19 protein-coding genes and 1 tRNA gene are annotated in these 25,692 nt (G+C 47.7%); 10 read left to right on the forward strand and 10 right to left on the reverse strand.

Annotated features, from left to right (window positions below):
• A partial coding sequence (locus tag C6Y40_RS12500; RefSeq protein WP_146129523.1) for an integrase core domain-containing protein occupies positions 1–520 on the forward strand: 520 nt, incomplete at its 5' end.
• A 78-nt stretch (positions 521–598) separates the two neighbouring features.
• Here C6Y40_RS12500 and C6Y40_RS12505 read toward each other — a convergent pair.
• Entirely contained in the window at positions 599–1,147 is a 549-nt protein-coding gene (locus tag C6Y40_RS12505; RefSeq protein WP_105934866.1) for a PepSY domain-containing protein, read from the reverse strand.
• Positions 1,148–1,679: 532 nt separating this feature from the next.
• Here C6Y40_RS12505 and C6Y40_RS12510 point away from each other — a divergent pair.
• The 5 genes from C6Y40_RS12510 (at position 1,680) to C6Y40_RS12530 (ending at position 11,269) form a co-directional block, all read left to right on the forward strand.
• Positions 1,680–3,536: a methanol/ethanol family PQQ-dependent dehydrogenase gene (locus tag C6Y40_RS12510; RefSeq protein WP_105934867.1), complete on the forward strand. Its 1,857-nt coding sequence runs from the start codon at positions 1,680–1,682 to the stop codon at positions 3,534–3,536.
• Positions 3,537–3,587: 51 nt separating this feature from the next.
• The gene (locus tag C6Y40_RS12515; protein WP_105934868.1) at positions 3,588–4,244 is read left to right on the forward strand and encodes a pentapeptide repeat-containing protein; all 657 of its coding nucleotides are present in this window, start codon (positions 3,588–3,590) and stop codon (positions 4,242–4,244) included.
• Positions 4,245–4,503: 259 nt separating this feature from the next.
• Positions 4,504–6,900: a TonB-dependent receptor gene (locus C6Y40_RS12520; protein ID WP_105934869.1), complete on the forward strand. Its 2,397-nt coding sequence runs from the start codon at positions 4,504–4,506 to the stop codon at positions 6,898–6,900.
• Positions 6,901–7,519: 619 nt separating this feature from the next.
• Positions 7,520–9,286 carry a TonB-dependent receptor domain-containing protein gene (locus tag C6Y40_RS12525; protein WP_240621942.1) on the forward strand — a complete coding sequence of 589 codons (1,767 nt, stop codon included), beginning with the start codon at positions 7,520–7,522 and terminating at the stop codon, positions 9,284–9,286.
• A 78-nt stretch (positions 9,287–9,364) separates the two neighbouring features.
• Positions 9,365–11,269: an alpha/beta hydrolase family protein gene (locus C6Y40_RS12530; protein WP_105934871.1), complete on the forward strand. Its 1,905-nt coding sequence runs from the start codon at positions 9,365–9,367 to the stop codon at positions 11,267–11,269.
• Positions 11,270–11,344: 75 nt separating this feature from the next.
• Here the strand turns inward: C6Y40_RS12530 and C6Y40_RS12535 are convergent, their stop codons facing one another.
• Genes C6Y40_RS12535 through pepA form a run of 3 tightly spaced genes read right to left on the reverse strand, consistent with a single transcriptional unit; the run spans position 11,345 to position 16,116 of the window.
• A complete protein-coding gene (locus tag C6Y40_RS12535) occupies positions 11,345–14,131 on the reverse strand; it encodes a valine--tRNA ligase (protein ID WP_105934872.1) in 2,787 nt (928 codons plus the stop codon).
• Between the two features lie 23 nt (positions 14,132–14,154).
• Complete coding sequence (locus tag C6Y40_RS12540; protein WP_105934873.1) at positions 14,155–14,604, reverse strand: DNA polymerase III subunit chi; 450 nt, start codon at positions 14,602–14,604, stop codon at positions 14,155–14,157.
• Positions 14,605–14,610: 6 nt separating this feature from the next.
• Positions 14,611–16,116, reverse strand: a complete 1,506-nt coding sequence (gene pepA, locus C6Y40_RS12545; protein WP_105934874.1) for a leucyl aminopeptidase — start codon at positions 16,114–16,116, stop codon at positions 14,611–14,613.
• Between the two features lie 250 nt (positions 16,117–16,366).
• Here pepA and lptF point away from each other — a divergent pair, with 250 nt between their 5' ends.
• Together lptF and lptG are read left to right on the forward strand one after the other, a co-directional pair.
• Positions 16,367–17,467: an LPS export ABC transporter permease LptF gene (gene lptF / locus C6Y40_RS12550; RefSeq protein ID WP_105934875.1), complete on the forward strand. Its 1,101-nt coding sequence runs from the start codon at positions 16,367–16,369 to the stop codon at positions 17,465–17,467.
• Positions 17,464–18,525, forward strand: a complete 1,062-nt coding sequence (gene lptG / locus C6Y40_RS12555; protein ID WP_105934876.1) for an LPS export ABC transporter permease LptG — start codon at positions 17,464–17,466, stop codon at positions 18,523–18,525. The genes lptF and lptG overlap by 4 nt, the downstream gene beginning before the upstream one ends.
• A gap of 72 nt (positions 18,526–18,597) precedes the next feature.
• Here the strand turns inward: lptG and C6Y40_RS12560 are convergent, their stop codons facing one another.
• Together C6Y40_RS12560 and cspE are read right to left on the reverse strand one after the other, a co-directional pair.
• Positions 18,598–19,041 (reverse strand): RDD family protein, encoded by a 444-nt coding sequence (locus C6Y40_RS12560; RefSeq protein WP_377908344.1) that lies wholly within the window; start codon positions 19,039–19,041, stop codon positions 18,598–18,600.
• 255 nt (positions 19,042–19,296) lie between these two features.
• Positions 19,297–19,506, reverse strand: a complete 210-nt coding sequence (cspE, locus tag C6Y40_RS12565; RefSeq protein WP_070178316.1) for a transcription antiterminator/RNA stability regulator CspE — start codon at positions 19,504–19,506, stop codon at positions 19,297–19,299.
• 470 nt (positions 19,507–19,976) lie between these two features.
• Between cspE and C6Y40_RS12570 the strand changes: the two genes are divergently transcribed.
• Positions 19,977–20,063 (forward strand) — tRNA-Leu (locus tag C6Y40_RS12570).
• A 129-nt stretch (positions 20,064–20,192) separates the two neighbouring features.
• Here C6Y40_RS12570 and C6Y40_RS12575 read toward each other — a convergent pair.
• Both C6Y40_RS12575 and C6Y40_RS12580 read right to left on the reverse strand, forming a co-directional pair.
• Positions 20,193–20,549: a type II toxin-antitoxin system RelE/ParE family toxin gene (locus C6Y40_RS12575; RefSeq protein WP_240621944.1), complete on the reverse strand. Its 357-nt coding sequence runs from the start codon at positions 20,547–20,549 to the stop codon at positions 20,193–20,195.
• A complete protein-coding gene (locus C6Y40_RS12580) occupies positions 20,527–20,754 on the reverse strand; it encodes a type II toxin-antitoxin system Phd/YefM family antitoxin (RefSeq protein WP_105934879.1) in 228 nt (75 codons plus the stop codon). The genes C6Y40_RS12575 and C6Y40_RS12580 overlap by 23 nt, the downstream gene beginning before the upstream one ends.
• Positions 20,755–20,950: 196 nt before the next feature.
• On the opposite strand from C6Y40_RS12580, the gene C6Y40_RS12585 reads away from it, so the two are divergent.
• Positions 20,951–22,618, forward strand: a complete 1,668-nt coding sequence (locus C6Y40_RS12585) for a tetratricopeptide repeat protein (RefSeq protein ID WP_105934880.1) — start codon at positions 20,951–20,953, stop codon at positions 22,616–22,618.
• A 551-nt stretch (positions 22,619–23,169) separates the two neighbouring features.
• On the opposite strand, the gene istB is transcribed toward C6Y40_RS12585, so the two are convergent.
• Both istB and istA read right to left on the reverse strand, forming a co-directional pair.
• Positions 23,170–23,943 (reverse strand): IS21-like element helper ATPase IstB, encoded by a 774-nt coding sequence (gene istB, locus C6Y40_RS12590; protein WP_276309517.1) that lies wholly within the window; start codon positions 23,941–23,943, stop codon positions 23,170–23,172.
• Between the two features lie 15 nt (positions 23,944–23,958).
• On the reverse strand, positions 23,959–25,479 hold the full coding sequence (gene istA, locus C6Y40_RS12595; protein ID WP_105934882.1) for an IS21 family transposase: 1,521 nt from the start codon (positions 25,477–25,479) through the stop codon (positions 23,959–23,961).
• Positions 25,480–25,692 lie beyond the last annotated feature (213 nt).

The following is a 25,692-nucleotide window of genomic DNA, read 5'->3' on the forward strand; positions in this document are numbered from 1 at the left end:
AGGTAACTTAAAGGGCGTAGGCCGAATTTACCAGCAGACCTTCGTTGATACGTACAGCAAAGTAGCGTTCGCTAAGCTCTACACAACGAAAACGCCAATCACATCGGCAGATGTATTAAATGACCGTGTATTGCCGTTCTTCGAGGCTCAGGAGCTGCCAATGTTACGGATTTTAACTGACCGAGGCACTGAGTATTGCGGCAAGGTTGAACAGCACGATTACCAGTTGTATCTGGCAATCAATGACATCGACCACACCAAGACCAAAGCGAGGCATCCGCAAACCAATGGTATATGTGAACGCTTCCACAAAACCATCTTAAATGAGTTCTATCAGGTAACGTTCCGCAAAAAGCTCTATGATTCACTGGAAATGTTGCAGAAAGATCTGGACGACTGGCTGGATTATTACAACAATGAACGGACCCATCAGGGCAAAATGTGCTGCGGCCGAACGCCAATGGAAACATTAACTGATGGAAAACGGGTTTGGGCTGAAAAGAATTTAGCTCAAATCTAACCTGACGCCGACACCAGAAAATCTGGGTAACTGTCAGATCAGGTCTGAGCTAGTACAAATTAAACCATATCGCTCAAACTAATTTTCTTTCTCAACACCAATTTCGTAGAGTTCGATATTGGCTTCTTCAATCTCACCGGTTGCGGCATTGACGTCTACTTTTACTTCATAACCGTGGATGGATTGAATATCAAATTCATAGGTTGCATCACCTTCAAAGCTTATTTCTCGCTCAGAACTAACCACTCTACCCGGATGAAAGGCCAGTGCGGTTTCTTCGGCTTCGGCGTAAGAGATTTTTGCCAACTTTTTAAATAGGGGATCGTCTTTACTGACTTCCCGTTCGATTTCTGTAATAAAGCCTTCCTCGGCATTGCATTCCACATTGTAGGTTTCGCCATCGGCATTGGCTTCAATATCAAACTCATAAATCGGGTCATCACCTTCCATTTTGAGCTCTAACTTTCTGGCATGGCCGGGGATTGTGTCCAGTGCAGCGTCCAGGCAGGTTTCCATTTTAACCATAGGCCAGTCGCGGATATCATCCAAATCCGCGTTGTCATCAGCAGCAATTGCCAAACCCGAAACCGCAAGAAGTGACAGTGTTACCCCGTAAATAGACTTCATATGTTTATCCTCTCTCATACTTCGTTTCCAGGGAATATTCCCAACTGATTTCGGGAACTTTTCCGTGGCGAAAAAAACCAATGGAGCGCATTCTTAGCATTACTGTTTCGGGGTATTGTAACCCCCCCGTTAGAGTACAACTCCAGTGGTGAGTCTCATCAACTCACTCGAAGGGTCAACGTCATCAGGTTGACCCTTTCTTTTTCTGTCCTACTCTGAATTTATCTCAATTATTCATCTTTTGTCACCACAAAACTCCGATATTTTCACTTAAAGATCTTCGCTGTTGATGCGGGTCAAAATATAACCATTAAGGGCTTTACCGGTTTCAGCCTAAAGCACCTACTCCTTAAGTAGTAGAGCAATAACACCATGGTTTAATATCATTTCATTTCAGCAACTTAATTGCATGAATAAATGAAAAAGCATGACATTTTCCCGGCTAAAACCGGGCAATAATCCCTGTTATTCCGATCGCTTTAGCATCGATACTTTTAACACCTGATACACATATTATTAAAAAGGTGTGAACATGAAGCGAAACCCACTACTCTGCAAAACCTCTCTTACGGCTCTGGCATTTGCCTTGTCGTCAACCTTGCTAACCAGCAACGCCACAGCAAAAGGCGTTACCTGGGAAGATATTAAAAATGATGCCACAACCACTGAAGACGTTTTGATGTACGGCATGGGGCCAAAAGCTCAACGCTTTAGTCCACTTGATCAAGTTAATAAGTCCAATGTCCATACCTTAACGCCAGCATGGATGATGAGTTTCGGCGATGAAAAACAACGCGGGCAAGAGTCTCAGGCACTGGTCTATGATGGCATCATCTATGTTACTGCCAGTTATTCACGTATTTTTGCCATGGATGCACGCACCGGCGAAAAACTGTGGACCTACTCCCACCGTCTTCCAGAAGGCATCCGCCCTTGTTGCGACGTGGTTAATCGCGGCGCCGCGATTTTTGGCGACAAAGTGTTCTTCGGAACACTGGATGCGGGGATTGTGGCGCTGGATCGAATCACCGGTAAAGTGGTCTGGAAAAAACGCTTTGAAGACTATAAAGCGGGTTACACCATGACCGGCGCGCCTACACTCATTAAAGACCAACGCACTGGTAAAGTCCTGTTGATTCATGGCTCCTCAGGCGATGAGTTTGGTGTAGTAGGTAAACTGTTTGCCCGCGATCCGGATACCGGCGAAGAAGTCTGGATGCGCCCCTTTGTGGAAGGGCACATGGGCCGTTTGGATGGCGAAGAAAGCACCCCAACCGGCGGCTCTCGTGAACCCAAAACCTGGCCCCGCGATGAAAACGGCGAGTTAGTAGAAGCCTGGCATCATGGCGGCGGAGCCCCCTGGCAAAGTGCCAGCTTTGATATGGAAACCAATACGATCATTATTGGTGCGGGCAACCCTGCCCCCTGGAATACCTGGAAACGGACTGCCAAAGGTGACGATCCACGAAACTGGGATAACCTGTATACCTCGGGTCAGGTTGGCGTAGACCCGTCCACCGGTGAAGTGAAATGGTTCTATCAGCATACACCTAACGATGCGTGGGATTTCTCAGGCAACAATGAACTGGTGTTATTTGAATACCAGGACGGCGGCAAAACTGTTAAAGCCACAGGCCATGCCGACCGCAATGGTTTCTTCTATGTGGTTGACCGTGAAGACGGCGACTTCATCCGCGGCTTCCCGTTTGTGGATGGTATTACCTGGGCTACCCACATTGACCCGGATACCGGACGCCCGGTAGAAGTGGAAGGTCAGCGTCCGCCATTACCGGAGCCTGGCCAGAAATCAGGTAAACCGATTGAAGTCTCCCCACCGTTCCTGGGCGGTAAAAACTGGAATCCTATGGCGTACAGCCAGAATACCGGCTGGTTCTACATGGGGGCAAATCACTGGAAAGAAGACTACTGGACAGAAGAAGTGACCTATCAAAAAGGTAACGCTTACCTGGGCCAGGGCTTCCGTATCAAGCGTTTATATGATGATCATGTTGGCGTTTTACGGGCTATCGATCCGAAAACCGGTGATATTAAGTGGTCGCATAAAGAAAAACTACCGTTGTGGGCCGGTGTGCTGGCAACCAAAGGTGGCCTTATATTTACCGGAACCGGCGATGGCTTTATTAAAGCCTTTGATGAGGAAACCGGTCGGGAGTTATGGAAGTTCCAAACCGGCTCCGGAATTATCTCTTGCCCTATCACCTGGGAAATGGACGGTGAACAATACCTTGGCTTTGCCTCAGGCTATGGCGGTGCTGTACCGCTGTGGGGTGGTGACATGGCACAACTCACCAAGCCGGTTTCTCAGGGCGGCTCATTCTGGGTATTTAAACTGCCTAACTTCGACAAGAAAAAGTTTGCTAAAAACTAAACTTTGCTAGCGATACAGGGAGGCTGTCTGCCTCCCTCTTCTGGAGTGATTATGACTACCTTGCGAATCTCAGCCCTGCTACTAACCCTTTTATATTTATTAACTGGCAATGCGTCTCTTGAATTTGACGATAGCATACTAATTGTTGATGGCTGCGAGATAGTGCCCAAAACACACTGTGAGAATGCCGATCTAAGTGGGGCAAATCTGCGTAATGCCGATTTGAGTGGTGCCACGTTTATCAATGTTACCTTTAACGAAACCGACTTACGGCATGCAAATTTGAGTTTTGCGACCTTTAAGCGCAGCAAACTTGATCATGCCAATTTAGCAATGGCTAACATGTATCATGCAGACCTTCGCTCTTCCACTGTATTAAATGCCAACCTCGAAGGCGTATCCGCCGGAGCGATTTTTGCTCAGGGGGTTAATTTTAGTGGCAGCAATTTAACCGGCGCAAATTTTGATCAGGGTCGCATGAGCGCCGCCAAGCTGATTAATACAACGCTACGCGCCAGCCGGCTTGAGCGGGTATGGATGAACAAGGCCAACCTCAACGGTGCCGACCTCACTAACGCGAATATTCAGGAAGCCAAACTGAATGGCGCCAACCTGAGTGAGGCGATTTTTACCGGTACACGAATTCACTATGCCACCTTTCAGGGGGCATTTATGCAAGGTTGCACTGACTGTCCTTTCGACTGGTAATGAAGCCAATTTTTAACCTTGCCTGAATAACATTACTACTTTAGCACTAAATCGCTAATTACTTGGTCTGTAGCGAAAGTCGCAGGGGCTAAAACCGGGAACTTTTCCCGGTTATATACGGGAATAGCTCCCTTGGATAGCCGCCCATCTCTTCCCATACTTACGTCGTCTTAACCACTTTATTACACAAAAAATACAAGCCCTGGTGATAGCAACCAGCAGCGTAATGTATCGATGAAAACGGACTGGAAGTAACGCAATGAAAAAAACCTCTTATCTCTATCTTGCAGCCTGTATCGCAGGCAGTTTTCAGGTGCAGGCTCAGGACAATCAGGCTGATGTCGAAAAAATCACCGTGTATGGACAGTCACCGCTGAGTTTTGTTTCCGGCTTAACTGAATACTCCCCGGCCAGCCAGACAATTGAAGCTGATGCACTGGATGTGGACAACGGTAACTCGCTGGCGCGGATCCTGGATAACCAACTGGTCAGCGTGTCGATTAACGATGTGCAAAACAACCCGTTCCAGGCTGATTTACAATACCGCGGTTTTACGGCTTCTCCACTGCTGGGCTTACCTCAGGGCCTGGCGGTGTATTTTAATGGTACCCGTTTCAACGAGCCTTTCGGTGATACGGTAAACTGGGACCTGATCCCGCCTTCGGCGCTCGAATCTGTCACGCTGGTCTCCGGCGCTAACCCGGTTTTCGGTCAGAATACGCTGGGTGGCGCACTGATTTTAAACAGTAAAGACGGCTTTAGCTTCCCGCATCACAAAGTCACCGTGATGGGCGGCGACTTTGGTCAGAAGGGTATTAACCTGGAATCCGGCGGCAACAACGGTGAATGGGGTTACTACATTAATGTAAATAAATACGAAGAAGACGGCTGGCGTGACTATTCACCCAGCGATATTCAACAAGGCCTGGCTAACATTACCCATAAAGGTAAGGACTCAGCTACCCGAATTACCCTGGCCGCTAATGATAACGACCTGATTGGTAACGGTGCTATTCCGGTTGATCTGATCCCTTATGAAGGCCGCGATGCCATTTACACCCGCCCGGACCAAACCTTTACCAGTCTGCGCTTTATTAACCTTAATCACGAATGGCAACTCGACAACGATTTAGTGGTACGTGTTAACGCTTACTTCCGTGAAAATGAAATCGAAACCTACAATGGTGACGACAGTGATTACGAGGAATGTGACGTAGGCTATGGTGAAACATTGTGTGAAGAAGATGAAGAAGCCGAATTACTCGAAGATGACGACGATGATGACATGGATATGGACGATGATGACGAAGATGACGAAGAGTTTGACGAAGACGACGCTGTTCAGTTCGTAGGTTTCGACCCTCTTGTACCACTTGAGTCAATTTCTGCCGTCGATCCTGATACTCTGGACGGTACTGCCAATACCAGCTTAACCGAGCAGGAAAGCTATGGTTTTAGTGCTGAGCTTGCAGGCGTAACACAATCTGGCTCGTTAACTCACAACTGGGTAGTTGGTCTGGGTATTGATACCGCTGACATCTCGTTTCGCAGCGATACCGAATTTGCCGTGCTCGACAACGATACCCCTCAAGATAGCCGCGGCGTAACCGGCATTGGCGTATTCGACGAAGGCTCACGGGTGCGCCTGGATACCGATGTAAAACACACTTACCTGTTTGTCAGTGACGTGATTGAGTTAAACCCGCACTGGCAACTGGCTCTTGCCGGCCGTTATAACAAGTCCACTATCGATATGGTCGATGGTGTGGAAGTGGGCGAAGGTTCACTGAACGGCAATCATGAGTTCAGCCGTTTCAACCCGTCAGCCACGGTGCATTACCGCAAGGATGGCTACCACGCCTATGCGTCTTACAGCCAGTCCTCACGGACACCAAGTCCGGCAGAACTTAGCTGCGCCGACGAAGACGATCCGTGTAAATTGCCAAATGGCTTTGTGGCCGATCCGCCGCTTGATCAGGTACGTACCGACACCCTCGAGGTGGGCGTAAACTACTCGCTTGAGAACGGCTTATTGCACGCCGCGCTGTTCCGCAGTGAAAGTAAAGACGACATTATATTCCAGCAAGCGGGCGACCGTGCCTCAGTGGGCTATTTTGTGAACGTGGATAAAACCCGTCGTCAGGGCGCCGAATTCAGCCTGTTGCAGCAATATGAAGATCTGGAGATTTCAGCCAATGTGAGCTATTTGCAGGCCACGTTTGAAACCCCATTTGTTTCATTCAGTCCACAAAACCCGCTGGGGCCGGGACGTCAGGTAATGCCGGGGGATAATATTCCGGGCCAGCCTGAATGGCAGGCCGGGTTTGAGGTAACCTACCCTGTGATTGAAAATCTGTATATCAGCGCCGATGTGGATTACGCCTCTGGTCAGTATTTTCGTGGCGACGAAGCCAACGAAAACCGCGAACTGGATGGCTATACCCTGGTTAACCTCAGCGCCACCTATGCTCACAGCAGTGGCATTACGGTGGGGCTGCGCCTGGAAAACGTGTTTGATACCGAGTTTGAAACCTTTGGTACCTACGGCGAGGCAGATGAAGTTCTGGAAGATATCTATGACGACATCGATTCCACAGAGTTTGTTGGTCCTGGCCAGCCCAGAACCCTGCGCTTGTTCGCCTCTTACCAATTTTAATCTTTAATCTGCTCCAGTGTGTGCAGCTCATCACTGCACATTCTTAGAGGCGTGTTATTAACACGCCTTTATTTTATTCTGCCCCCCGATGGTCTGAACAACTTTTTCTGTTCATAAAACAGTCAAAACAAATTATTCCGCCGTAATAATGTCGTTGTTACAAAAAAAGCAACACCGCTGTAACTTTAAGTTGCCAGAGTGATAACCGTAAAATATTGATTTTTAACACAATTAGGTGTTGACCGGGAGGGATAGAAAAAGTTCCATTTAATTTGACACCAGAATGTTTTTTATTTAACTTTCAGTATGTCAATTTCTCTAATTTAGTTGACAGGCAAAGCCATCGCAGTAACAACGTCAAAATCGCGTTTGTTGGTGGGGTTGTTTAAACATAAATAATTAAGGCTTATATGCCAAGCGTGAGTCACCAATTTTTAACCCTAGTGCGCAAATTTTTGAAGTAGTACCAGCATCAAACCCGTTCAACCCTTGTGGTGACTATGGCATCGATTGTCGTGCAGGCATTGGTTTCCCTTATGGTCCGCAGGATGTTCAGCCAATTCTGAATATTCGTGGTGACCGCGATCGCTTCGATATAGAAGTTGAACAGTATCGTTTGGTGGGCGGTGTAACTGGTAACCTGCTATCGTTTGAGAATATCGGCCTGAACAACTGGTATTACGACTTTTACGTTTCCTACAGCGCATCAGAAGGTACCGACTCGCGTCCTGGTATTAGTGAAGAGCGCCTGTTAAATTCACTGTACAATACAGTAGTTAACGATGACGGCACTGTATCGTGCGGCGACGGATGCGTGCCTGTAAACCTTTTCTCTGACAATATTTATCAGCCAGGTGGCGGTACACTTACACCAGAAGAACAAGCGTATCTGATGGTAGATCGTACTATTGGCACAGAAGTTAGCCAGTTCGTGGCAAATGGTTTTATTGGTGGTGACTTAACGACATTACCGTGGAATGATGAAGTTGTTAGTGGTGTATTTGGTTTGGAATATCGCCGCGACGAAATTAAATCAGATCCAAATGACGTTGCCGCTGATGGCTTACTGTGGGGATATTTTTCCGACCAGGGAGCTGATGGTGCCCGTAATCTAAAAGAAGTTTTTGCTGAGATAGAATTACCTCTGGTTCGTGGCGCTGAATTTGCTGAAGAGCTGACATTAACTATGTCTGGCCGTATTTCTGATGAAAGCTTTTACGATCCGGAAAGTACTTATAGCCTGAAAGCGATTTACCGCCCGGTAGACTGGTTTACTATTCGAGGCACTAAAGGTACTTCCTACCGCGCACCTAATTTACGAGAAAGATTCCTTAATGGTACTTCAGGTTTCGCAAGTTTAAGTGATCCTTGTGTTGTACCTGAAAACGCACGGGTAACCGATCCGTTGGATCCAGACTCTCCCATTACCTACAACCCAGCTGAAGACACTCGGGTTCAAGGCGTATTGGACGCTTGTTTAGCCGCAGGAGTTGACCCTACGACGCTGGGTATAGGCGACACTGAAGAAACCCAATTCACTAACTTTGTTAGTGCAGAGGTAGTAAGCGGGGGTTCTGAAGAGCTGGAGCCTGAAACATCATTAGCGAAAACGTATGGTTTCATCGTTGAACAGCCATTCAGTGACGATTTAGATCTGACCTTCTCATTAACCCGCTTCAATATTGAAGTGACTAACAGTATTGCAGAGCCAAGTGCTGGGTACAGTATCGGACAGTGTTACTCTGCATCAGGTAACCCTGCATTCTGTGGACGTATAAACCGGGACGAGAACCAGCAAATCAGCTTCGTAGACTCAAGCTTTATCAACATCGGTTTGTTAACGTCTAAAGGGTTTGACTACAACATTTACTACTCGCAAGAATTTGTTATTGGCGAACAAAACGTTGATGTCAGCCTGGACTTGCAGGCAACTCGCATGACCGAATCATTATACGATGTATTAGGGACTGTAGATGATGATAAAGGTGAGCCTGCTGTACCAGAATGGCGTGGTAGTGCGAGATTTCGCGTAGCCGTCTCTGACTTTACTTTTAACTGGGAAACCCGCTTTATTGGTAAAGGTGAAGAAGACGACTTAGGTGAGTTCGAAGAAGGTACCACTGGTTGTCGCGGCTTGCTTAATTCTGCAGGCACTCCATTACTGTGTCGTCCGGTTGCCTTTACCGAGGATTACTTTGTTCACAATATGAGTATTTCCTATGAGTTTGACACCATTCAGATCAATGCAGGTATTCGTAACGTGTTTAACGAAGCGCCTCCAGCAGTTGATCCAGATGGTTCATTCTCTAATACCAACATTCCTCTAGGGGTTGGTTATGATACTGATGGTAGAACGCCATTTATTAATTTCCGAGCTGCCTTTTAATCCAGGTCATTAAGCAGTTTTTTTAATTTCAAGGGCTTCCGCAGCAATGCCGAAGCCCTTTTATTTAAGGAAATAGTCATGAAAAAAATACTACAACAAAGCATTGTAGTGGCAGGGTTAATAGCAGGAACAGCGGCCAATGCCGAACAGGAAATCTCCGTTGTTGAGAGCTTTGCCATTCAACCCGCTATTCGAAGCGTACAATTGTCACCAGATGGTAAACAACTGGCGCTGGTAAGGGCCACCAGTAAGGATGGCGATTACATTATAGAGATTCATCAGACCAACAGTCTGGCCAAAGAGCCGGTAACGTTGGGCGCAGATAAAATGCGTGTGTCGGGCGTTAGCTGGTTAAACAACGAAAAAATCGGCGTTAGCTTCCGTCAATTGCTTGAGGATCGCGGAAGAAAATACTGGGTAACGAAGTTTGCCGTTACGGATGCCGATGGCAAAGGAGACTGGCTTATCCCATTCAGGGATAAAGGCAACATCAGCTTCTCGATGATCGACATGCTGGTAAATGATCCTGACCAGATTCTGGTTGAGGTTGATATTAACAACAATTGGATCCCGGATGTTGTTAAGTTAAATATTAATAATGGTCGAACCAACACCGTGTTACGTGGGACCACAAAAGTGAGTAACAGTTTTGGGGTAGACAATGATGGCGAAGTTCGAATTGGCCAGGGCTGGAATCGCAGCGAGCAAGCAATAGAAACCTATGTCAGAGCCAAAGGCAGTGATGACTGGATTTTACTGCACTCTGCCAGCGGCGAAGACCGTTCAAATTTTGCTGTTAACGGGTTTAATAATCAGGATCCAGACAAAATCTATGTAGTGGCCATTAATGGTGAAGATACTACCGGTGTGTATTTGCTGGATATCAAAAGCGGCAAATACAGCGAACGTCTGTTTGGCCTTGATGGCCTCGACGCAGACGGTGTGAACTTCGACGATGATGGCCATGTCATCGGTTACAACTATACCACCAAGTTCAGCCAAACCTTCTATGAAGATGCCGAATGGCAAGCAATTCAGGACAGTATTAACGGCTTATCGCCAAAAGGGCGGGTGGCCGTAATCAGTGCGTCGGATGATAATAGTCAGTTAGTGGTTTTGACTCAGGCAGCCAATGATCCCGGCTCGTTTTACTTACTTAGTAATAAAAAAGACCTTATAAAACTCGGCGAGCGCATGCCTTTCATCGATAAATCCAAACTCGGTAAAAACCTTTACATTTCTTACAAGGCCCGCGATGGAAGAAAGATTAATGCTTATGTAACTCGCCCAACCGTTGGCAAAGCCCCCTACCCAACCGTGGTATTACCGCATGGTGGCCCGTGGGCTCGCGATTCATCAATCTTCGACGACTGGTCGCAACTACTGGCCTCTCATGGTTATCTGGTAATTCAGCCAAACTTCCGCGGCTCAACCGGCTACGGTCTGGACCACTGGAAAGCCGGTGATAAAAACTGGGGCTTAACTATGCAGGATGATCTGGATGATGCAGCCAACTTTTTAGTTGCTAAAGGCCTGGCTGATAAAGACAAATTGGCCATGTTCGGCTGGAGCTATGGTGGCTATGCAGCGTTTGCAGCCACGTTGCGGGAACCAAATCTATACCAGTGTACTGTTGCCGGTGCAGGGGTAAGTGATTTGTCCAGAATCAATGCAACGCTTAATGACAGTCCTTTATTATCGAAGCTACAAAAACCGACCATTGATGGTGTAAGTCCTGTCGAAAATGTTGAAAAGGCCAATGTGCCAATTTTAGTGATTCACGGTGATATTGATCAGCGTGTACCTATTGAACACAGCGACATTTTTGTTGCCGAATTAAAACGCCTAAACAAGGAACACAAATACGTTGTTCTTGAAGGCGCTGATCACTTCAGCGATACCCTGTTTTACGACCATAAGATGCAGTTTTATGGTGAACTGATTGATTGGCTTGATAATAAATGCGGTATAGCGCCACAATAACGCCGGTGCATTACAGTTACAAGAAAGGTGAAGTGTCTAATAGACACCTCACCTTTTTATTGCTTGGCTAAACCATTACAACGCAGCAATTGTCTCGTGCTGAGCTTTCAGCCTAGCCAGCTGTGACTCAGAATCGGCCAGCTTGGCTTTTTCTTTTTCAATCACGGCTTGAGGCGCATTGCTAACAAACTTTTCGTTAGACAGCTTGCCTTTAAAGCGGGCTACGTCTTGTTCCAGTTTACCCATGGCTTTAGCAATACGGGCAAGCTCGGCTTCTTTATCAATCAGGCCCGCCATAGGAATAAGAATTTCCATCTCACCCACTACCGCTGCCGCGCTGGCTGGTGCTTCTTCACCTTCCTTAAGCACCGTAGTGGACTCAAGACGCGCCAGGCGGTCGATAAAGGTGCGTGAAATACCTAAACGGCGCTCGTCTTCGCTGCTAACGTTACGCAGCAGTGCAGGAAGTGGCTTGCTCGGTGCAATATCCATTTCACCACGAATGTTACGAATACCTACGATAAAGCGCTTAACCCATTCGATGTCGGCCAATACCTGCTCATCCTGCTTAGCGGCATCTACCGCCGGGAAAGGCTGAACCATGATGCTGTCGCCAGCGTTGAAATCCAACGCACTAAGCGGTGCCACACGTTCCCAGATGGTTTCGGTAATAAACGGCATTAACGGGTGCAGTAAGCGCAGCAGGCTCTCCAGCACATTGATTAGCGTATGACGGGTACCGCGTTTTTCAGCGTCGCTCGACGCATCGTTATTCAGTACCGGTTTAGTAAGCTCCAGATACCAGTCGCAGAACTGGTTCCAGGTAAACTCATAAACCGTTTGTGCGGCAATATCAAAGCGATAATCAGCAAGCGCTTTTTCAAATTCCACCAGAGTTTGCTGGAACTGCGCCCAAATCCACTTATCCGCCAGGCTCAGCACTAACTCGCCACCGTCACGACCGGTATCTTCGGTTTCGGTGTTCATCAGCACAAAGCGCGAGGCATTCCAGATTTTGTTGCAGAAGTTACGGTAGCCCTCTACCCGGCCCATATCAAAGTTGATATCACGACTGGTTGACGCCATGGCTGCAAACGTAAAACGCAGCGCATCAGTACCGTAGGCATGAATGCCTTCCGGGAACTGCTTGCGGGTGCGTTTTTCAATTTTAGCCGCCAGTTGTGGCTGCATCATACCAGTGGTACGTTTAGCCACCAGTGATTCTAGGTCGATACCGTCAATCAAATCGATAGGATCCAGCACGTTGCCTTTCGACTTCGACATTTTGTCGCCGCTTTCGTCGCGGATAAGGCCGGTAATGTAGATATCCTTAAACGGGATTTTGCCGGTAAAGCGCTTGGTCATCATGATCATGCGCGCTACCCAGAAGAAGATAATATCGAAGCCGGTCACCAGCACCGACGACGGCACAAAGGTTTCCAGTTCCGGGGTTTCTTCCGGCCAGCCCATGGTAGCAAACGGCCATAATGCCGAGGAGAACCAGGTATCCAGCACGTCTTCGTCCTGGTTTAGCTGTACGCCCGCTTCAAGGTGGTACTTGTTACGCACCTCGTCTTCTGTGCGACCAACGTAAACGTTGCCCTCATTGTCGTACCAGGCTGGAATGCGGTGACCCCACCACAGCTGACGGGAGATACACCAGTCCTGAATATTGTGCATCCACTGGTAGTAGGTTTTATTCCAGTTCTCCGGCACAAAGCGGATTTCGCCGCTTTCCACTGCTTCGATAGCCGGCTTAGCCAGCTCTTCGATTGCCACGTACCACTGATCGGTGAGGTAAGGTTCGATAACCGCCCCCGTGCGATCGCCACGCGGCACTTTAAGTTTGTGGTCGTCAATTTTAACCAGTACACCGTCTGACTCGAGCTGCGCTACAATAGCTTTACGCGCATCAAAGCGGTCCAGCCCCTGATAGGCTTCCGGGGCTTCGTCGTTAACTTTGGCATCCGGGGTGAAGATATTGATCATCGGCAAGCCATGACGCTTACCCATGTCGTAATCGTTGAAATCATGCGCTGGCGTAATCTTAACGCAGCCGGTACCAAATTCCGGATCCACATAATCATCAGCAATGATAGGGATTAAACGGCCGGTGATCGGCAGGCGGATCTCTTTGCCAATGTAGTCCTGATAACGCTCATCTTCCGGGTGTACCGCCACAGCGGTGTCGCCCAGCATGGTTTCAGGTCGGGTAGTGGCAACCACAATACTGCCGCTGCCATCGGCCAGCGGATAGCGCATGTGCCACATATGGCCAGCTTCTTCCTCGTTGAGTACCTCGAGATCGGAAACCGCGGTGTGCAGTACCGGATCCCAGTTAACCAAACGTTTGCCGCGATAGATCAGGCCGTCATCGTGTAATCGCACAAAGACTTCGGTTACCGCTTTGGACAGGTTCTCGTCCATGGTAAACACTTCACGGTCCCAGTCTGGCGAGGTGCCTAAACGGCGCATCTGGCTGGTGATGGTGCCACCTGAGTGTTCTTTCCACTCCCAGATTTTGTCGATAAACGCTTCGCGTCCCAGATCGTGACGGGTTTTGCCCTCGGCATTTAACTGACGCTCAACCACCATTTGGGTGGCAATACCAGCGTGGTCGGTTCCCACCTGCCATAGCGTATTATCGCCTTTCATACGGTGATAACGGGTCAGCACGTCCATAATGGTTTGCTGGAAGCCATGGCCCATATGCAGGCTGCCGGTAACATTAGGCGGCGGCAGTAAAATACAGTAAGGGTTCCCCGATGGCGCTTCATCGCCCTTGGCTTTGAATAAGCCTTCGTTTTCCCAGCGTTGATAACACTGTTTTTCGATCGATTGGGGTTCGTAGGTTTTGTCCATGGAGTGTCTCGAAAAGTCTCTTTTTAGGCCGGCAGGAATTGCATCTGGCAACCGGCTTGTTGAAATTGTTTGTAACGCTCGCGGGCTTGCTGTTTGGCCGTTTCTTCTACCGGCACAAAATCAATAATTTGCTGAAACTGGTTAAAGTTATCTACCATTTTCCCGCTAACGTTAATCAGACATTGCTTGCGTGGCAGCGACTGAGGCTGCCAGACGATTTCTACCGGTGCGCCGCCATTGGGGCCCTCACCGGTAAGGTTGTGCGGCACAAAACGCGCAGCAGGCAATTGCCATAAAAGCTGATCGACAGCTTCGGCCTGAGCCTGGTCTGCGCAAAGTACCACACTCTTTTTCTTCTGCGAATAGAGTTCGGCGGTAAGTTCGCAGGCTTTGGCGCACACCGCAGGCACACTATCGTGCCCTGCGGGAGAAACCGACGCCTCAGCCAGTGCGTAAAATCGAACGGCAGGCATTAACCTTTAATCCTCTGCGCCTAAACCAGCACGGTTCATCAAAAACTGCGCCAGCATAGGCACCGGACGACCGGTTGCGCCTTTATTCTTACCACTGTTCCACGCAGTACCGGCGATATCCAGGTGCGCCCAGTTGTATTTCTTGGTAAAGCGCGACAGGAAGCAGCCAGCAGTAATTGAACCCGCCGGACGACCGCCAATGTTAGCCATATCGGCAAACGGGCTTTCAAGTTGCTCCTGATAGTCATCCCACAGCGGTAAACGCCAGGCACGGTCTGATGCCTGCTCAGAGGCATTCAGCAACTCGTGAGCCAGCGGGTTATGCGTACTCATCAGGCCGGTAGCATGCTTACCCAGCGCAATGATACAAGCACCGGTTAAGGTGGCTACATCAACCACGGTTTCCGGATCGAAGCGCTCAACATAGGTAAGTGCATCACACAGAACCAAACGGCCTTCCGCATCAGTGTTTAACACTTCAACCGTCTGGCCCGACATCGTAGTTAAGATATCGCCCGGGCGATAAGCGTTAGCATCCGGCATGTTTTCACAACCGGCCAGTACGCCAATTACGTTAATTGGCAGATTGAGCGCCGCCACTGTATGCATAACACCCAGTACGGAGGCTGCGCCGCCCATGTCGTACTTCATTTCGTCCATGCCATCGCCTGGCTTTAATGAGATACCGCCTGAGTCAAAGGTAAGGCCTTTACCCACCAGCACCAGTGGTGCCTGATCATCAGCGCCGCCTTTATGATGAATAATACTCATTAGCGATTCATTCTCAGAGCCACGGCCCACGGCCAGGTAAGAATTCATCCCCAAATCTTTCATGTTGGCTTCGTTAACGACTTCCACGTTAACGCTGCCATATTCTTCAGCCATTTGCTGAGCCTGCTCCCACAGATAAGCCGGGTTACAGATGTTTGGTGGCATGTTGGCCACGTCTTTAGTCACCTTAACGCCCTTGGCAATGGCCAGGCCGTGCTCAACCGCTTTTTCACCCACGGTGAGTTCGCGACGGGTTGGCACATTGAAAACAATTTTACGCAGCGGACGACGCGGTTCGCCTTTCTTGGTCTTCAGTTGCAGGAAGGTGTACAGGGTGTCCTGTGAGGTTTCTACCGCCTGGCGTACTTTCCAGTAGGTATCACGACCCTTAACGTGTAGCTCGGTTAAGAAGCACACAGCTTCCATTGAACCGGTTTCGTTGAGGGTTTGAATGGTTTTAGCGATGATCTGTTTGTACTGGCGCTCGTCCAGCTCGCGTTCTTTTCCACAACCAACCAGCAGCACCCGCTCGCTTAATACATTGGGTACGTGGTGGAGCAGCAACATCTGACCGGCTTTCCCCTCGAGGTCGCCGCGGCGCAGCAGATTGCTGATGTATCCTTCACTAATTGCGTCCAGTTGTTCGGCAACGCCGGACAAACGTCGCGGCTCATAAACGCCCACCACAATACATGCACTGCGTTGTTTCTCTGGACTGCCGCTCTTTACGTTAAACTCCACTGTATCACCTCTTTTTGTTCTGTCTGGTTGGCCCGGAACAATTTTACATGCCGTTTTGCCTTGCTTTATGGTTTAATACGCACGAATTCAATCCTGCGTAGGGCGCGTCAACGTGATAATTCACGGTTCAGGCAAACGCGCCTTCCGGAACCAACGGTTAGTTATTACTGGCAAAACTTGTAAAAATGGTAAGTTTACTCAAAATTATAGCCGCTTTCACTAAAATTCCGACTTTTTGCACAGGCCAGATATGCTGATATTCCGCTATCTGCTTAAGGAAACGCTTAAATCGCAAATTGCCATATTTTTAATATTGATGGCAATTTTCATTACCCTGCGATTTGTCCGTGTTTTGGGAGACGCCTCAGAGGGTGACATCCCGGCCAGTCTGGTGCTCGGCTTCCTGTCTTTATATGCTCCGGTACTCGCTTCGCTGGTTATTCCTATCAGCGCTTTTTTGGGGATTATGATGGCTTACGGCAGGCTGTATGTAGACAGCGAAATGACCGTAATGCGCGCCTGCGGGATCAGTGAATGGTATGTCACCCGCGTAATGTTATTTTTATCGTTCATCATTATGTTGGTGACTGGCGTTGTTACTCTGTATCTGGCACCGCTGGCCGCAGAGAGTGAATATAACCTGCGCGAGCAAGCCAAGGCAGAAGCCGGTTTCAGTGCCATTATTCCTGGCAGATTCCAACAAACCGGCAACCAGGAAGCCGTAATATTCGTACATGATATTGGTAGTGATAACTCACTTCAGAAAGTCTTTCTGGCCCAGCAAAAAAATGAAGGTGACGAGCAGGTTCGGGTGGTTTATGCCGAACAAGGCACGGTTAACAAAGAGCCGGATGGCACCCGCCAATTGATCTTGAATAACGGTAATCAGTACGAAGGCGAGCAGCGTCGTCTGGATTTTCGGGTAGTGGCTTTCGATGAATATCAAATTCAGATTGACGACCCGGAGCAGCAGCAAAAGCGCAAAAAGGTGTCGGTTATCCCCACCATGGAATTACTTGAAGATGGCTCCACAGAAGCGCTGGCTGAACTGCAATGGCGGCTGGCCATTCCGTTATCGATTCCTTTTCTGGTGCTGATTGCGGTGCCGCTCAGTGCGGTGGATCCACGCCAGGGGCGTTTTGGTAAAATGTTCCCTGCGATTTTACTCTACCTCGGCTACTTTATGCTGCTACTGGCCAGCCGACGCGTGCTGGAAGACGGCAAAATACCTATCCAGCTCGGCTTGTGGTGGGTACACGGCATTATGCTGATCATTGGCTTTACCCTGCTCGCCCGGGACCGTAAATTTGGCACCGAGATTAAAGCCATGCTGAAGCGGAGAAAGTCATGATCCGCATTCTCGACTGGTATATCGCCAGAACCTTGCTGGGTACAGTGACGGTTACCCTTTCGGTATTGATTGGTCTGAGTGCCCTGATCAAATTTGTTGAGCAGTTGCGCAAAGTTGGCGAAGGCAACTACGACATGCTGGCCGCGCTGGTGTACGTGCTGCTTAGCTTACCCCGGGACCTGGAACAATTCTTCCCGATGGCAGTATTGCTTGGCGGACTCATCGGCATGGGCGTACTGGCCAGCAATAGCGAACTGGTGGTTATGCAGGCGGCAGGCCTCAGCCGCTGGAACTTAATTACCTCAGCCATGAAATCGGCCGTAGTGATGATTATTGTGGTGATGGCGGTGGGCGAATGGATCACCCCGGTGAGTGAATCCCGCGCCAAAGAACTGCGTACCGAAGCCATTACCGGCGGCTCGCTGTTTTCCTCCGATAAATATGTGTGGGCCAAAGACGGCGATCATTTTGTGAGTATTGGCCAGGTAATGAGCCGCGATTCATTGCAGGAAGTCACCATCTACCGGTTCAATGATGGCTTACAACTGGACAGCATTACCAATGCCAGTGGCGGCTTTTACGAACAAAACGGCTGGACGCTGACTCAGGTGACACACACCTACTTTGGCGCAGACGCCATTACCGCCGATGTACAGCCAACCTGGCGCTGGGACTCATCTTTAACGCCAGACAAACTGGGTATCGTAACTGTGAAGCCCGAGGCGTTATCGATTCAGGGTTTGCAGGAATATATAACCTACCGGGCCAATAATAAGCAGGATACCAGCCGCTACGAGCTGGCTTTATGGCGCAAAGTGCTGCAGCCGGTTACCGTAAGTGTAATGCTATTAATGGCGTTGTCGTTCATATTCGGACCACTGCGAAGTGTGACTATGGGTGCGCGAATTATTATGGGTGTGCTAACCGGCTTCGGCTTTTTCATCACCAACGAAGTATTTGGCCCACTGAGCCTGGTTTATAACATACCGCCGGTACTTGGCGCGCTGCTACCGAGTATTCTCTTTGCAGCCGTGGCTGCAGCACTACTCTCCAGATAAATCAAGGGGTCAGAGTACATGAATGAACTTCATTCATGTACTCTGCCCCCTTGATTGACCCCTTGATTTTAATTACCAGCTCTTGTGATTATTCTGTTCTTTAGTCAGTTTAAGCACTTCGGTTTGTGCCAGCCGGTCTTGCAACGATTGCTTGTTCTTTACGTCTAACAGAACTAACAAAGTACCCAGTCCGCCAAGAGAGGCGATTAATCGCAGCACAAGTCGGCCCCACCCTACCGGCTCGTCGGTAGTGCTGTATATGCGTAACCGCCAGGCGCGCATCCCCAGCGTTTGACCGCCGCGTTTCCAAAACCATAAGAAAAACCCGGCAACCCACAAACCAACCCAAACCTGGATCAGCGTTTTATACATCACAGACTCGCCAAGTAATTCATTGGGTTCATTGTAACCTTGTAAATCAAGCCAGCCGTTCTTCAGTGAGACAACCAGCACCACAATCAATACCATGGCCGCACACATGCCTACTGCCGTAGCCACCAGTGCATCATAGATCATGGCAGCCAGACGCCGCACGAATCCGGCACGGGCAGATTGCTCAACCTGTTGCGATGACTGATTGATTTGTTTTGTTTTAGTGTTTTTTACTTTTTTAACCATGGCTTGCGGTGTGTATGACAGCGATGGGCGCAAGTGTGCCACAGTTCAGAGCAAAAGTAGACGGTTAGCGTAAGGACGGAAAGCGAAAGAAAGATTATCTGGAGCCAGAAACAAAACAGGCACCCGAAGGTGCCTGTTTTAAGAACAACTGTCTTACAGTACTACTACGTCAGCAGCCTGTGGACCTTTGTTACCTTGTTCGATAGTGAACTGAACGTTTTGACCTTCAGTTAAGGTGCGGAAACCGTCAGATTTGATCGCACGGAAGTGTACAAATACATCTTTGCCGCCGTCAGCCTGAGAAATAAAACCGAAACCTTTAGCTTCGTCGAACCATTTTACTGTGCCTGTAGAAGTAGACATAGATAACTCCAAAAAGTATTAAATTTAAGTGGTTGTAACAACCGGTGTTGCATTGAAGGGCTATCTGTTTTGCGGCAGGCTTGATTCAGTAATCGTATCTAATGTGAATCGCGCAAGGGACTTACAATGGATCAACGGAACGAGCAATTTTCAAATATAATAGAACCTTTCAAAGGCACACGGATCCTAGCACCGTTATTCAGTTGTGTCAGGCTATTTTTTAAACTTTTTAAAAATAATTTTAACACTGGCACATTGGCAGTGTTACCATGAGTTTATGGGTGTAGAAATAAAAACCGTTACTAACCAATAAGCTTGCAACGGCTTTCTGCCCTGCTTGTCAAAACCTGGCGCAAATCAGCATAATATTTAGCCGCTTATTGAAGAATCACTAAAAAACGCTTGTCAGCCTCTATGACATCGTTATAATTCGCAACCTGACTGTACGCAGTCACAGCACATCTATCAGTGCCAGAGTGGCGGAATTGGTAGACGCAGCGGATTCAAAATCCGCCGGGGGTAACTCTGTGCCGGTTCAAGTCCGGCCTCTGGTACCACTTTTAGATGTGAACACAAACCGACGAGAGTCGGTTTTTTTGTGCCTGAAATCAGCGTCTTTCTGTAGCTCTGCTCTACCCTGTAAACGAGGGATCAGTATTCATCCTGTTCTATTAATTTAGAATAAATCAGACGAGCAAGTTAACTTCAAACAAAAGCTTTTTCAGATCTTGTCTAGAATCAATAACCAGAAGAAGGATGATCGTCTTTGTAGACTCATCGACTCGATAAAACACCACATTATGACTATCGACAAGAAGTTGTCTGTATTCAGTTAATCCTAGTTCCAGGAGCCTGTCACTATGAGGCGCAGAATACGGATTTCCAGAGAGTTGAGACTTAACTTTTGATTTAATAGCTTGCTTGGCCTCGCTAGCAACATTCTGATTAAATTTTCTAGTTAAAAATGCATTCAGTTTTTTCAAACAAAGTTTAAAAACCGGTGTCACTTTTATGCTGTATTCAATCGTCGTCAAATGCTTCATCCAGATCAAATAGCCCATTCTGTCGCGCACTGCGTTCTGACAAATTAATGAGTTTTAATAATGCTATAGTTTGCTGCTGTTCTTCGTAGTCTTTCGCATCCTGAATAACATACTTTGGCTTGCCATTTTGCGTGACCAAAATGGGATTATCCAATTCCAGATGATTCGCATGTTCCTTCATGTAAGATACAGTTTGAGTTTTCATGACAATCTCTATTGGTCTAAATATAGACCTATTATAGACCGATAGACGAAAAACGAAACGGTTAGTTTTCCGAGTGAATCGCCATATTTTCACGATATGCCTATACCGGAACATTTATTTAATCAATTCGGCTTCAAGATTGGAAACTCTGCATGTTATGCTTCTTATATTAATTCAGTGATTCAAGACTACTTACTTGACAAAGTTTGATAAAGATTTCCCGAAATTAGAGATGCGGCTTGACGCATTTTTTGATGCCATTGATGACGAAGATTATAAACTTGCCCGACTCATTGTAAAAAAAGCGGTCGGGAAATTCCCCCGACATCCTGTTTGCTTTGCGCTTCAAGGGCTAGCAGCTGTATTTATCGATAACGATCATACCGATGGTTATTTGTTTTTTAAGCAAGCAATAAACAGTGGCTACGCACCTGCTTTTGTATACTTTAATTTTGGACTCTGTGCCGAAAAATCTGGCTCAATTGCTGAATCTTTAGCGGCTTTTCAAAATGCGCTGGACAGTGCGTCACCGGAAGAACTTCATCAATATGAACCTGCCAGACTCCATCTCCAGGCGATAAGAGAACAACTTCCCGAACACCTCACTTTAGAACAGTACCTTATAGACGCCGAAATTTTTGAAGAAGGTGTTGTATTGTTAGAAAGTCATAAGTTCAGTGAAGCGGCAAACTGCTTTACTCTACTGTTAAAAAGCCAGCCTGAGCATGTACAAAGCTGCGGCAATTTGGGAATTTGTCAGATGTATTTAGGCGATCACTTGTCTGCAAAACGTGCGTTTCATCGAGCGTTGGCAATTGATCCGGATTACCTGTTAGCTGAAAATAACCTGATATTATTAAAAGCGCTTGAAGACGGAGAGATAGAAGAGCTTCCAGGATTTGGTATTACCGATTTCTATGCAGAAAAAGAGAAAACCTCAAATCCTGCCACTGAACTCAATCAGGCAATATCACAAGCCATGGCCAACGAGCAATTTGACTCAATTGAGGATGCCCAAGCATTTGTTGAGAACTATATGAATGAGCATAACAGTTCACCGAATACTGATATGCTTAACCTCACACCAAGCCAAACTCACAAGCTACTTACTGAGCCTTTCGAATCCAGTGATTTACTTAGCTGGCAATTTTCGAATGTTACCCAATTTACATCAGCCCCTGTTTATTGGTTAGCTGTAAATTTAATAGGAGCTTTAGGGGCTGATGGAGTTAAGTGCACCGCCAATGGAAATTTGCCCCGCAATTTTTGTCGGTCGCTATTCGATAGTTATATGAAAGAGTTTGCTCCTAGCTTTATCGTTTCCAAAATAAATAGAGAAGACGATTTCATTAACCTACATGTAGTTCGCAGCATCTTGTTGATTGCCAAATTAATTCGTAAACACGGTGGGCGCTGGAAGCCTTTGAAATCAACATGGCAACTTTATGAGCGCATACAGCAAGGTGATAGCACAGCTGCGACTGAACTTTATCAAATACTGTTTAAAACGTATGCTACTGAGTACAACTGGGCGTATATTAGTGGTAATGAGAGCGATTGTGCATTCTATCAGTTCAGTATAGGTTACTCATTGTATATGCTTCGTCATCTTGGCACTGAATGGCGACATTACCGAGAATACCAGGTACTTTTTGAGCAGGCTTTCCCAGATCAAGCAGATCCGTTGTCAGAGCTTTCAAAGATAGAATTTCCCTCCCAGTATATTTTTCATTTCTGGTTCGACTTTGCATGGCAAGTAGGACTAATTGAAAAACGTGAAAGCACCGATGAAAATACAAATGGATTTTCCAAAGAAATCATAGCTACGCCTCTGTTTACCGAACTGATTTCTTGGCACATATGAATCCGGTGATAAAAAACGTCATTTACTCTAATCGAATGCGTGCGGCATCAGTAATCATAGCGTCTTCAATAAACATCAATTTATTTGTTATGGCATGGAATTTCAGATCAAAACACACCGTTTATTTGAATCTGATAGAAAGGGATTCCACCTAAACCTCATCACCTTTGTTTGGGGCTTCATGTACAGGGGGAGGGAGAATCGGGTAAAGTGGCACTAAGCATTTTCTATGCAAAAAGCTGTTAGTCATGCAAAGAATTTGCAAAGCGTCATTTTTACAGTTTAACTTGCTGATTTTAAATGATTATTTCAAACACCAACTTTTCAAAATCCGCCGGGGGTAACTCTGTGCCGGTTCAAGTCCGGCCTCTGGTACCAAACACTTCTTAGGTGTGCATCAATAAACCGACGTGAGTCGGTTTTTTTGTGTCTTATTTTCTATTCAAACGCAGATATATCATCCATTTGTCGATTGGCACCCTAATGGCGCCACCCATTTGCGGGCTAATGGAGCCACTTTAAACTGTCATTTTACCCCTCAAACAAGGTGATTATTTCTCGCTTTTTCCTCCCCGTCCAGTCTGATCATTGTGCTCACGTAATTTTCGATAGCTTTCCCCCTCCAGAATCAGTCGATAAGCATTGTGTCTGAGCCGATCAAGCGTGGCAGCGCCAAGCAGTTTATTCGGGAAGGCCTGACCCCATTCGCTGAAGTCCAGGTTGCTGGTGATGATCGTTGATTTTTGTTCATATCGTTCATCGATTAAGTCGTGTAAGTCTTCATCCTGAGGGGATTTGAGAGGCTTTAAACCGAAGTCATCAATGATGAGCAGGTCTACTTTGGCTAATGTCTGGAAGCGTTTCTCATAGGTGTTCGTGGCTCTGGCTGCATGCAAGTTCGCAAGCAGTTTCGCCTGCGTGAAGAACAGTACATCTATGCCTTGCTGCACAGCACAATGCCCAATGGCTTGTGCCAGATGACTTTTGCCCGTGCCGCACGGGCCTGCGATCAGTACCGCCACATGTTCATCTATAAACCGGCAATCAGCCAGTTCATTGATATAAGCGCGGTTCAGGTTGGGGTTAGCGTTCAGATCGAAGCTTTCCAGTGTTTTATTACCTCTGAAGCCGGCACGACGCAGACGTGTGGCATACTTTTTCTGATCACGCCTTGCCACTTCATCCTGTACCAGTAAAGCCAGGAAGTCGGGATAACTGAGTTGATGTTCAATGGCCTCACGATTGCGCATCGCTAATGAGTCCGTCATACCAGAGAGGCGTAGTTGTTTCAGTAATGGCGTGAGTTCGGGGATCGGGTTGATCATCTGTTTTTCCTTGCTTTAGTGAGGGAGAAGTTTGTTGGGATCTCGGTGGAAGCGGCCACCGCCAGTATAAGCATCGCTTAACGTATCGAAGGTGCTCGATTCATCTCGTTGCTGGTCCAGACCTTTTTCAAGGATCTGTTTAACGGCGCTGTAACGGACATTATCGAAGGTCAGTGCGCGTAAGCAGGCGGCTTCAACTCGTTTGTCACCGTAGCGTTTGGCAAGGCCCACAACACCTTGTGCAGCACGTAGGTTGTCCAGTACGCGACTGGCAAACAAACGCTTGATAAACACATGGCATGAGTCGCCAATCCGCTGCGCCTGTGTTAAACAATACTGCGGATCCTGCATGTTGTAGGCTTGCGCGGCGGGCGGTTGATGTTCAGGCACCGTTGCGCGGCCACCCTGATGATGCATTCGGGCATGCGTGGCTTTCAGCTCATGCTTTTGATAGATGCGCACCATGGTATCGCTGGCTTTCAGCCACAGGGTTTGTCGGATCAGCGTGTAAGGTACTGAGTAACGACAGTGTTCAAACTGTACGTGTCCATCACCGTGTACCTTTACTTTAGCCCAGACGGCTTGTTCTGGCGGCACTTCCGGTAACGGACTAAGCAATGCCTGCTCAATCTCAGTAAAACGTTCAAGTGGCTGACATTTCGTGGTGCCGTGTTTACGATTACCGGCGACTGACAGCAACCAACGTTTAAGCTGTGCATTGGCGTCGCTTAAGCTGCGAAATTCTTTTAGCGGTACGAAGCCATTTTTGATGTACTTAACATTAGACTCGACACGCCCTTTCTTCTGCGGGTCACGTACAGGGCATGGTGCAATCAAAAAACCATAGCCTTCAGCACATTCACCATAAGCGCGCTGAACCTCAGGATCGTGATAGCAGGCCTTGGTAATGGCACATTTAGGATTGTCTATAACGACCCGTTTAGGCACACCGTTAAACCATTCAAATGCACGACGGTGGCAGGCCAGCCAGGTGGCGGTGCTTTGATCGCGAATGAATTCGGCGTAGATATGCCGACTCCAGGCTAGCGTCATCACAAAGATCCAGCTTTTGCGTAACTCGCCGGTCCGGGTATCCACAATCAGTGGCCCTGCACCGAAGTCTACTTGTGCAGCATCGCCAGGCGTAAACTCCATGACGGTTGTCGGGGCCGGCGTCTTCTCAGAGAGGACTTTTAAATAGCGGATCACCGACCAGTAGCTTCCTGTGAAGCCATATTTATCCACCAATGCCTGATGGATGGTTGTGCCCTGGATCCCTTGCTCATACCACTTTGTGATCTTATCTGCATAAGGAGCCACAGAAGAGCCTTTAATCAGGACTTGAGAATTTTCTTCAAGAACAGTTGCAAGCGTATCGTTATCAGGCAAAACAGCATCGGGATCCAGCCAGCCATGCAGAATTGCCTTTTCTCTCAACGCTTGTGCTTTTTTGCGTCCCATCAGTCCACTATTGGCGATAGCACGATTGGATTCCCCCATTCGCATTCGAACGAGGATCTGTCGGTATTGGTACATTTCAAACCTCCGGTTTGCCATGCGTATTCTCCTGACTGAAAAACAGTCAACGATACGCGAGTTAAACAGAAGTTTGAGGGGAAAATCAGGTCAACGTGGATCCATTACGCCGCTAATCAGGTGGATCGATTACGGTGCAAATAGGGTGGCTCCATTAGCTGCCAATATAGTGGCTCCATTAAGTGCAAATGAACTGGCTCCATATTGGTGCCA

The organism is Marisediminitalea alba (assembly GCF_002993365.1).
Classification (GTDB): domain Bacteria; phylum Pseudomonadota; class Gammaproteobacteria; order Enterobacterales; family Alteromonadaceae; genus Alteromonas; species Alteromonas alba.